At 58.7% G+C, this 10,494-nt stretch carries 8 protein-coding genes; 1 reads left to right on the top strand and 7 read right to left on the bottom strand.

Features of this window, described 5'->3' with window-relative positions; all coding sequences use genetic code 11:
• A partial coding sequence (locus QJ48_RS15890) for a diguanylate cyclase domain-containing protein (protein WP_054974544.1) occupies positions 1-1,942 on the bottom strand: 1,942 nt, incomplete at its 3' end.
• Positions 1,943-2,383: 441 nt separating this feature from the next.
• Here QJ48_RS15890 and helD point away from each other — a divergent pair.
• Positions 2,384-4,732 (top strand): RNA polymerase recycling motor HelD, encoded by a 2,349-nt coding sequence (helD, locus tag QJ48_RS15885; RefSeq protein ID WP_054974549.1) that lies wholly within the window; start codon positions 2,384-2,386, stop codon positions 4,730-4,732.
• A gap of 87 nt (positions 4,733-4,819) precedes the next feature.
• Here the strand turns inward: helD and QJ48_RS15880 are convergent, their stop codons facing one another.
• The 6 genes from QJ48_RS15880 to QJ48_RS15860 all read right to left on the bottom strand — a co-directional run bounded on the left by QJ48_RS15880 (position 4,820) and on the right by QJ48_RS15860 (position 10,489).
• Positions 4,820-6,625, bottom strand: coding sequence for a fibronectin type III domain-containing protein (locus QJ48_RS15880; protein ID WP_054974543.1), 1,806 nt, complete (start codon positions 6,623-6,625; stop codon positions 4,820-4,822).
• A gap of 262 nt (positions 6,626-6,887) precedes the next feature.
• The gene (locus QJ48_RS38095) at positions 6,888-7,037 is read right to left on the bottom strand and encodes a hypothetical protein (RefSeq protein ID WP_193394449.1); all 150 of its coding nucleotides are present in this window, start codon (positions 7,035-7,037) and stop codon (positions 6,888-6,890) included.
• Positions 7,038-7,043: 6 nt separating this feature from the next.
• Positions 7,044-7,361 (bottom strand): ferredoxin family protein, encoded by a 318-nt coding sequence (locus QJ48_RS15875; protein ID WP_085978527.1) that lies wholly within the window; start codon positions 7,359-7,361, stop codon positions 7,044-7,046.
• The gene (locus QJ48_RS15870; protein ID WP_054974542.1) at positions 7,343-8,638 is read right to left on the bottom strand and encodes an FAD-dependent oxidoreductase; all 1,296 of its coding nucleotides are present in this window, start codon (positions 8,636-8,638) and stop codon (positions 7,343-7,345) included. Before QJ48_RS15870 ends, QJ48_RS15875 begins: the two co-directional genes overlap by 19 nt.
• Positions 8,631-9,656, bottom strand: a complete 1,026-nt coding sequence (locus tag QJ48_RS15865) for an electron transfer flavoprotein subunit alpha/FixB family protein (protein ID WP_054974541.1) — start codon at positions 9,654-9,656, stop codon at positions 8,631-8,633. The genes QJ48_RS15870 and QJ48_RS15865 overlap by 8 nt, the downstream gene beginning before the upstream one ends.
• A complete protein-coding gene (locus QJ48_RS15860) occupies positions 9,653-10,489 on the bottom strand; it encodes an electron transfer flavoprotein subunit beta/FixA family protein (RefSeq protein WP_054974540.1) in 837 nt (278 codons plus the stop codon). Before QJ48_RS15860 ends, QJ48_RS15865 begins: the two co-directional genes overlap by 4 nt.
• Between the last annotated feature and the right edge of the window lie 5 nt (positions 10,490-10,494).

Here is a 10,494-nt window from a genome sequence, read left to right as displayed (position 1 = left end):
CGAAATCGTCGATGCTGATCTGGACCCCGAGACCATGCAGCTGCCGCAGCGTCGGAATCGTATGCTCCACATCCATTGTCATCGTTTCGGTAATTTCCAGCTCAAGGAATTGTGGCTCAAGCCCGGTCTCCTCCAAAATGCTTTTGACCGTCTCGGCAAGATATTCTTTGGAAAATTGCTGGGAGGACAAGTTCACGGCGACGCGCATCGGCGGCAGTCCTTTTTCCTGCCAGCTCTTGTTCTGCATGCAGGCAGTGCGCAGCACCCATTGATCCATCTGGATAATAAGTCCGGTTTCTTCGGCTAACGGAATGAATTCATAAGGAGACACGAGCCCGCGCTCGGGGTGCATCCAGCGGATCAACGCCTCGGCGCCCTTGATATCCCCGGTTTTGATATCGATTTGCGGCTGGTAATACAGCACGAATTCGTTATTGTCGATCGCGCGGCGCAGCGACGTTTCCATCTTGATCTTCTCATGGGACTTCGTCTGCATGTCGTCCGAATAGATGACATATTGATTTTTGCCGCGCTGCTTCGCCCGGTACATCGCCGTATCCGCATGAATCATCAACATCTCGATGTCGAGACCGTCGTCCGGATAGAACGCGATGCCGATGCTGGCCGTAATATGAAACTCATATCCGTTCATATTGAACGGGTGCTGGAACAGGCTCAGAATGCGCTCGGCCCGATGGACGACCTGCTGCTCGTCCGTCACGATCGGAAACAGAAACATAAATTCGTCGCCGCCCATGCGGGCCACCAGATCCGTCGCCTCGAGACTGCTCGTCAGCCGCTCGGCAATTTGCTTGAGCAGCAGATCTCCGTTGGAGTGCCCCAACGTGTCGTTGACAAGCTTGAAACGGTCGAGATCCAGGTACATAATGGCGATGCCCGACGGATGCAGCCCCCGCTTCGCCCGCTCCAGCAGAGGGACGAGCACCTGCTTGTAATACCTCCGGTTAGGCAGCTTGGTCAGATCGTCGTGATTGGCCAAATAATTGTATTTCTCCTCCGCCTCGTACCGGTCGGTAATGTTACGGAACTGGCCGAAAGCGCCGATGAGCCCTTTGTGCTCGTCATAGATCGGGAACGCGTCGAACAGGCACACCGTGCGCGTCCCGCTCCCCTTGCGCTCGAAGCTGATTTGAATATCTTCGTACTTTTTCCCGTGGCGGATCACATCATAGATGTATTGCCCCATAGGTTCAAGAAAAAGCACCGACCTCCCCAGCGTTTGCTCTTTGGACAGACCTGTAAGATCTTGAGCAAAGTGATTAAAATCCGTAATTTCCCCCTCTTTGTCGGTGATAATGATGCCGTTTCGCGTATTATCCATCAATATCTGATTCATGATGTCCAGCTTGCGGTTCTGCTTGCGGAGCATCAGTTCCCTCTCGATCGAGTCCACGGTGGTGGACAGCATGGTCACCATCAGCGGATTCTGGTATTCGAGCGCCGTCATAATGATGATGCTTCCGAGCAGATTGTTGGCATCGGTATAATGAAAAGCTACGGCGTAGCAGGCGGTTTGATGCAGGTATTCGTGGTAATGATCGGGGCCGATCAATTGGATGGCGTAGCCGCTGTGCTTCAAAGAAAGGTTCACCACATTGGTGCCCATGACTTCCTCGGAGAATTGAATGCCGGTGCGGATGCCGAGCTGATTGATCATGTTCTTGATGGTTTCATCCCCCATCATATGCAGGATGAATCCCCGTGCGTCGGCAACCGACAACAAGATCGGCGTGCCCTTCATCGAATCCAAGATTTTGTTCCCAAAAAACTGGACGACGGACAAGATTTCCTCGTAGTCCTGACGCTTGTCCTCCAGCTCTTTCGGCGTCATCACGACTTTGGGAAACGGAATCTCTTGCGGATTCATCCCCGCATGGTTGCAAAACGACTTGGACTCCATAATGTAGTTACTTAGCGACATACCCCCACCCTCTTCCAACGTGACATTAAGGAATGTGCGATCCCCTTGTAAAACGATAGGTATATAGTATACTTCGCCACAGGAGCGGCGATAGTGAATAGGGAAACCAACTTTCATGTCCGCTTTATTCTGATGGCGCGTTGAAGCGGCTCAACGAAAGCGGAAGGCTCGGCACCTTGCCGCTTGCCTTTTTCGGGCTGGTTCTCGGTCTTGGCGGTGCGCGGGGGACTGCAACAAAAAAAACGGAGGCGTCATGTGCGTCTCCGTTTGTTAGCGTGCGATGATGTACTTCTATTGAATTGCATGCAGAACCATGCTAAAATGGAGATTGGTCGCCACCTATATTGTGGTTCCACTCTTTAAATTTACCCACTATCATAGTAACACATGAATCGGCGATTTGTCAAATCTTTTGAAAAAAGGGGCGGTAACGTGGTTAACATGCAGCAAGTGTGGCAGGAAGAGCAGGAGCGGGTCGAACGGGTAACCCGGGACATCGGCAAGCGCATCGGCACCCTCCAGCGGGAGGTCGGCGAGCTGAGGTCGGATATCGTCGATATCCGCAAGCATTTTTGGGACGATGTGACCGTCAACCTGGACGCTCCCGACGAAATCGCGGAAACGTACGCAAGCTTGAAGCAGCAAGCGGAGGTGCTTACCGGCCGCGAGCACAGCCACCGGCACGCCCAGAAGCAACTGACAAAGCTGAAACGATTGCAGACGACCCCGTATTTCGGACGCATCGATTTTCTGGAGGACGGGGAGCGGCGCGCCGAAGCCGTGTACCTGGGCATCGGATCGTTCCTGGACGATAGCGGCGAGCAGTTCCTGATCTACGACTGGCGCGCTCCCGTATCAAGCCTTTACTACGACTACCCGCCGGGCCCGGCGCAGTATGAGACGCCCGGGGGCGTCATCTCCGGCGAGATGGAGCTGAAGCGGCAATATATTATTCGCGACGCGGTCATCCGCAGCTTGTTCGACACCGGCGTCACGATCGGCGACGAGCTGCTGCAAGAAGTGCTCGGCAAGCATTCGGACGCCCAGATGAAGAGCATTGTCGCCACGATTCAAAAGGAGCAGAACCGGATCATCCGCAACGAGCGCAGCCGGCTGCTGATCGTGCAGGGCGCGGCAGGCAGCGGCAAAACGTCGGCTGCCCTGCAGCGGGTCGCGTACCTCCTGTACCGGTACCGGGAAACGCTGAGCGCGGAGCAGATCGTGCTCTTCTCGCCCAATCCGATGTTCAACAGCTACGTCTCTACCGTGCTGCCCGAGCTCGGGGAGGAAAACATGCAGCAGACGACGTTCCAGGAATATCTGGAGCACCGGCTCGGCGGCACGTTTCGTGTGGAAGACCCGTTCGAGCAAGCGGAATACACGCTGACGGCAGCCGGAGACCCCGGCTATGGCGCGCGAATCGAAGGAATTCTGTTCAAAGCGGGCACTTCCTTCATGCATATGCTGGAGCGGTATGCGGAGCGGCTCGGAAGAGAAGGGCTGCTTTTCAAGGACATAAGCTTCCGCGGGGAGCCTATCGTCGCGGGCGGACAGATCGCAGCCTATTTCTACAGCCTCGATCCGGCGCTGCCGATTCCGAACCGGATGATCCTGACCTCCGAATGGCTGCTGAAGGAGCTGAAGCGGCTGGGGCGGCGGGAGCGGTCCAAGCCGTGGGTCGAGGACGAGATCGAGCTGCTCGACAAGGAAGCGTATCTGCAGGCCTACCATCAACTGCAGCGCAAAAAACAGTATGCCGAAGACACGTTCAACGACTTCCAGCGCGAGCAGGAGCTGCTGGCTGTCATGGTCGTTCAGGAACATTTCAAGCCGCTCCGCGTAAGCGCCAAGCGGCTCGAATTCATCGACATTCCCGCCGTGTACCGGCAGTTGTTCGCCGAGCCGGGACGCTTCGCGGACCTTGCGCCCGAAGCCGGCCTGCCGCCGCATTGGGAGGAAATATGCAAGCAGACGGCGGAGAAGCTGGAGCGCGGCGAGCTGGCCAGCGAGGACGGAGCGCCGTATTTGTACTTGAAGGAGCGGATCGAGGGCTTCCAGACGAACAACACGGTCCGTCACGTCTTCATCGACGAAGGACAGGATTACACGCCGTTCCAATTCGCTTTCATCCGGCGGCTGTTCCCGCGCAGCAAAATGACCGTGCTCGGCGATTGGAACCAAGCCATCTACGCGCACGCCTCCGCCAATACGGACGGCTTCGCGCCGCTGACCTCGCTGTACGGGCCGGAGCATACGGAGACGAACGTGCTGACGCGAAGCTACCGCTCGACGCGGGAGATCGTCGAGTTCACCCGCGGCCTGCTGGCGGACGGTACGGCCATCGAGCCGTTCAACCGCGGCGGCAGCCTGCCGGTTGTCACGGAAGCGGCGGATCGTGCCGATCTGAGCGCCAAGGTCGCCGAACGCATCCAGACGCTGCTGGCAGACGGCCATAAGACAATCGGCGTCATCTGCAAGACGGCGGCGGAAAGCCGGGAAGCGTACGACGCGCTGCAAGCCGCAGGGGTCCCGCTTCGCCTCGTCGGGACGGAGACGGCCTCCTTCGAGCCCGGCGTGCTGGTGATCCCGTCGTACTTGGCCAAGGGCGTCGAGTTCGACGCGGTCGTCATCTACAACGCCTCGATGGAGCAATACGGCCGGGAAGCCGAGCGCAAGCTGTTCTACACGGCCTGCACGCGGGCGATGCACGAGCTGTACGTGTACCACATCGGCGAGCGCAGCCCGTTTCTGGACGGTGCTTCCCCCGACACTTATACCGCCGGTCATTGATCGGTCGCACGAATAAAGCCTCCGGCGAGCCTATGGATGCTGAGTCCATAGGAGCCGGAGGCTCTTTTTTAAGTTACAGCAATACGATTATTTCAGGCCGTCCAAGAAAGGACGGTGGCTGTTGACAAAGCCATAGCCGCTCGCCGCATCCCAGTTGATGGACCAAGTCATGAGTCCTTTGAAGCCGGGATAACCGGCCGGGTTTTGCAGCTTGTAGCTGCCGCCGAACGACGTGCCTTTGACGAGATACGTGATCGCCTTCTGCACCTCAGCCGCCGGCGTATATCCGCCTCCCGCCGCGCTCGGCACCGCAGGTACACCGATGGCGACCTGCTCCGGACGCAGCGCCGGGAATACGTTGTTCGCATTGTTATTGACAGGGAAGCCCTTCAGCAGCATCTCGGCCATGGCGACGTGGAAATCCGCCGTGCCTTGCGCGTAAGAACGGCCGTCAAGCCCCGTCATCGAGCCGCTGTTGTAATGCTGAACGTGAATATAGTTCAGCTTGTCGCGCAGCGCGTGGATGATCGGCAGGTAGGCGCCCCAAGGGCCGCCGTAAGCCCCCATCCCGCCTTGCACATACGCCGTCTCCGGCGCCATCGTCAGCACGAAGCCGCTGCCGAACGTGCTGCTGAGCGTACGGACCGCGTCAATGAGGTTCACGATGCCCGGCGTCGTCGGGTTTTTGAAGTCCGTATCGCCGCCGTTCAGCGCGACCGAGCTGCCTTCCAGATCGATATCGATACCGTCGAAGCCGTACGTCTGGATAATCGAAGTCATCGTGCTGATAAATTGCTGCTTCTTCGTCGCATCGGACAGCGTAACCGTACCGTTGGCGCCGCCGAGGGAGATCAGCACCTTTTTACCCTGGCTCTTCAAATACGCGACATCCGCTTTGAATTCGTCCACCGTCGCATTGAATGGCGTAAAGGCAATCGTACCGCTGCCCGGAGAAACCGGCTCGGCAAAAGCCACGTTGATCACATCGTATTTCTTCGAGACGTCCCGCAGCTTGAGCACCGAGGACCCGTTATCGAAGTTGTGCCAATAGCCGACGACGATCTTGCCCCCGCCTCCGGACGGTGCCGGTTCGGTCTTCCCTTGCACGCTCGCACCGGCCGAAACGTTGCCGGCTGCGTCCTTTGCCTTCACGGTGAACGTATACGTCGTGTCGGCGGCAAGTCCCGCCACCGTCGCCGTTGTTCCCGCGACGCTCAGGCTGCCGGAGCTGTACTCCACCGTATAGCCGGTGACACCCACGTTATCCGTGGAAGCTGTCCAGGACAGCGAGATGCTGGACGACGTTTTCCCGGTGACGGCCAGATTCGTCGGCGCCGTCGGCGGCTGCGTATCGCCGGATGCCGGGTCCGTCGTTACCGTGACGGCTTGGCTTGCGGCGGATACGTTGCCGGCCGCGTCCTTCGCTTTCACCGTGAACGTGTATGCCGTGTTCGCGGACAACCCGCCGATCGTGGCGGTCGTTCCCGTCACGCTCGCCGCGACCGCAGACCCGTTGTACACGTCGTAGCCGGTGACGCCTACGTTATCCGTCGAAGCGTTCCACGCGAGGGTTACGCTGTTGGACGTTTTGCCGGTCGCCTTCAAGCCGGATGGAGCGGTCGGCGGCTGCGTATCCGTTCCGCCGCCGCCGGCCTTCCACAAGGCCGGGACGTTCGGCGGCTCCCAGCCGGTCAGCGATGTATGCGGTTGCAAGCAGGTGTACGTCTGCCCCGCATACGTAACCACCTCGCCGGCTTTGTAGGCGGTGTTCGGCTGCCACTCGCTCGCGCCGAGCGCCATCGCCGGAATCAGACTAAGCAGGAGCACCGCGATTACGGTCAACGAAAACGCTTTCCTAAAGGTGCGCCGAAGCGCGATTTGCGCAAAACTCATTCATTAATCCCTCCTGAAATATGGATAAAAAATACCGGAATACCCTCCACCAAACGACGACGGCTGCGGCAGGCTCACCCCCTTTCGAACTGGGCTCGTACTCTCATTTAACCATGGCTTCGGCAGGGCAGTAAGGGATACATTCCATTTTTTAGGGGATAAAATTGTGCAAAAACCGGTGACCGCCAAAGCCTTAAACGAAATGCTGCAAACGATAAAGTACACAACGAAAAGAGAAGGATGCGCTCCTTCTCTTTTTTGTTCATTTTTCTTCTTTCCGCAGCTCCTCGGCTTTCTCCCAGCTCGTAAACCAATCCTCCCAGACGATGTGACACAACGTCCCGTTGACGGCGACAATCGTTCCCCTCGCCCCGTCCGGGATAAAGATGACGCAATCCCCCACCGCAAACATGTGCAGCTACCCCAGCCGGAAGATGATCCCGTGACCGCCCTTGGGGTATTCCCATTTGATGTTCTGATGCGGACAGCCGATGCGGCAGCTTCCGCACTCGTGACAGCCCTCGTAGCCGACATGCATCCGGATCTCTTCCCACTTGTACACTTCAGCCGGGCAAAAAATCGTACAGATCTTGTCGGGGCACTTCGTCGCGCAGATATCGTAGTCGAGCACGTGGAGATGGGAGTTCGTATCCGCCTTGAACCGGATCAAGTACTGCTTCTCTTCGATGGTCTGCCCTTTTCCCTTAGGCTGGTCGCTCATTTCATCACCCTCCATGCCTTGAACAAATCTTGGGCGATCTTGAACTTCTCGCCGGCGGTGCCGATGCCCTGCCAGATTTTGCGCTGCTTCTCTCTCTTGCTCGTTCCGTCGACGGTGAACAGCTCGCCCGCCGCCCGGTTCATGAGCGGGATATACTTTTCGAAGTAATGCGGGTACTTCTCGAAATGGTGCGTCGCGTCCTTGTACTTCTTCAAGTCTTGACCGACGAAGCTGTCCAGCAGCCGGGTCCGGTACTTGTCGAGCCGGGCGGCGGAATAGTCGCCCGCTTCCTTCGCTTCCAGAATCGTCTCCGCTGCCAGCACGCCGGACGCCATCGCCATGTTCGAGCCTTCGCGGTGAATGGCGTTGACGAGTTGGGCGGCGTCCCCGACCACGATCACGCCGTCCCCGACAACCTTCGGCATGGAGCGGTAGCCGCCCTCGGGGATCAAGTGGGCCAAATATTCCTGCTGCTCGCTGCCTTGTATATAAGGGCGGAGAATGGGGTGCGTCTTGACATACTCCAGCAGTTCGTACGGCTTCAGCTTGTTCTTGATCAGCCCGGACAGCATCGCCCCGACGCCGATGTTCAGGCTGTCTTTGTTCGTATACAGCCACGCCGTGCCGAGAATGCCATGCGTGGAATCGCCGAAAATCTCGAACGTACAGCCCTGGTCGCCTTCGAGACTGAACCGGTCTTCGATAATTTTACGGTCCAGCTTCAGCACTTCCATGACGGCCAGCGCCACTTCGTCCGGGCGGAACTCCTTATGGAAGCCGAGCGACTTGGCCAGCAGCGAATTGACGCCGTCCGCGAGCACCACGACGTCGGCGTACAGGTCCCCATCCGGGCGGTCGGTGCGGACGCCGACCACGCGCCCGTCCTGGGTGATGCATTCAAGCACGACCGTCTCGTTGATCAGCAGCGCCCCCTGCTGTACTGCCTTCTCCGCAAACCATTGATCGAACTTGGCCCGCAGCACGGTGAAATTGTTGTACGGCTCCTGCCCCCATTCCAGCCCCTTATAGCTGAAGGTGACCGCCGATTCTTTATCCAGCATCATGAACCGCTGCTCGACGATCGGCCGCTCGACCGGCGCGTCCTTGTAGAATCCCGGAACGATGTCTTCCATCGTTTTGCGGTACAGGACGCCACCCATGACATTTTTCGAGCCGGGGTACTCCCCCCGCTCAATGAGCAGAACATTTACGCCGGCCTTGGCTAACGTATAGGCGCACGACGTCCCGGCCGGGCCTGCGCCGACCACGATGACGTCGAATTTTTCAGCCATATTGAGGCACCTCGCTTTGCAGCGCTTTTTGGAACGCTTCGATCAGCAGCGGGACGATGACGAACGCATCGCCGACGATGCCGTAATGGCAGGACCCGAAGATCGGAGCGGCAGGATCCTTGTTGATCGCAATAATGAGCCCCGAGTTCTGCATCCCGACCAAATGCTGGATCGCCCCGGAAATGCCGATGGCAAAATAAATTTTCGGCGTCACGGTGACGCCCGTCTGCCCGACCTGGTGATGATGCTCAATCCATCCGGCCTCCACCGCATCGCGGCTCGCACCGACGGAAGCACCCAGCGTCTCCGCCAGCCGGTGAATCAACTCGAAGCCCGCTGGGCCGCCGAGCCCTTTGCCTCCGGCGACGATCACGTCCGCCTCGTCAATCCGCACCCGCTGCGTCGTATCGCGGACGATCTCCAGCACCTTCGTGCGCAGATCCTCTTCGCGGACGGAGACGGCTTCCTCGACGATGTCCCCCTTGCGCTTCGGGTCCGGGGCCAGCCGCTTCATGACCTTCGGGCGCACGGTGGCCATCTGCGGGCGGTCCTTTTTGCACAAAATGGTGGCCATAATGTTGCCGCCGAACGCCGGACGGCTCGCTTCCAGCAGCCCGGTCTCCGCATCGACGTCCAGCTGCGTCGTATCCGCCGTCAGCCCGGTCGCGAGATCTGTCGCCACGGCGCTGGCGAGGTCCTTGCCCGTCGACGTCGCGCCGAACAGGAAAATTTCCGGTTTGTGCTTCTGACAAGCCTCGATGACGGCCCTCATGAAAGATTCCGTCCGGTAATAATGGAAGATCGGGTTGTCGTACAAGTACACGGTGTCCGCCCCGTAAGCAATGACATCGGCGGCCAGAGACCGGACGCCGTCGCCGATGAGAATGCCCGCCAGCGGCACGCCGCGCTTATCCGCGAGCTTCCGCCCGGCTCCCAGCAGCTCCAGCGACACCGGCGCAATCGCGCCGTTCTTCTGCTCGATGAACACCCACACGCCGCGGTAATCCTGAAGGTTCATCCGCTTTCACCTCCGTTTTGAACGCGGAAGAGCTCTTTTTTCTCCAGCAAAATCGAGAGCAGCTTGCCCGCCTGCTCCGCAGGGGTTCCCTCCAGCAGCTCTCCGCCCTTCGGCTTCTCCGGCGGCCATACTTTGGCGACGATCGTCGGGGAGCCTTTGAGCCCGAGCTTCGTGCGGTCCACGCCCTCCAAGTCGTCGACGGACCAGACGACCGGCTGATACCGCGCCGCCCGCAGCATGTTGGGCAGCGGCGAATACGGGATATCGTTGATGTCCTTTTCGACGGAGAACAGGCACGGCAGCGTCGAACGAACGACCTCGTAGCCGTCCTCCAGCTTGCGATGGATGATGGCGTAGCCTTCGTCCTTGTTAATTTCGACGATCTTGCGGACGTTCGTCAGCGGCGGAATATCCAGTCTGCGGGCGATGCCCGGACCGACCTGGCCGGTATCGCCATCGATCGTCATTTTGCCGCACAGGATCATATCGATCGGCTTGATCTTGGCGATTTTGTCAATCGCCTTCGTCAGCGAATAGCTGGTCGCCAGCGTATCCGCCCCGGCGAATGCGCGGTCGGTAATCAGGTAGCCTTCGTCCGCGCCGATCTCGATGCATTTGCGGATCGCCTTGACCGCGGGCGGCGGTCCCATCGTCACGACGGATACCGTTCCTCCGTACCGCTGCTTGAGACGCACCGCTTCTTCCACGGCATGCGCATCGTACGGATTAAGGATGGCCGGCGCGCTTGAACGGTCCATCGTATTCGTTTTCGGGTTCATCTTGATGATTTTCGTATCCGGCACCTGCTTGATACAGGCGACCAAGTGAAGCATCGGCA

Source organism: Paenibacillus sp. A3 (assembly GCF_001399685.1).
Lineage (GTDB): Bacteria > Bacillota > Bacilli > Paenibacillales > NBRC-103111 > Paenibacillus_G.
Note: the sequence above shows the minus strand (reverse complement) of the source record. Positions and strands in the feature narration are given on the sequence as shown.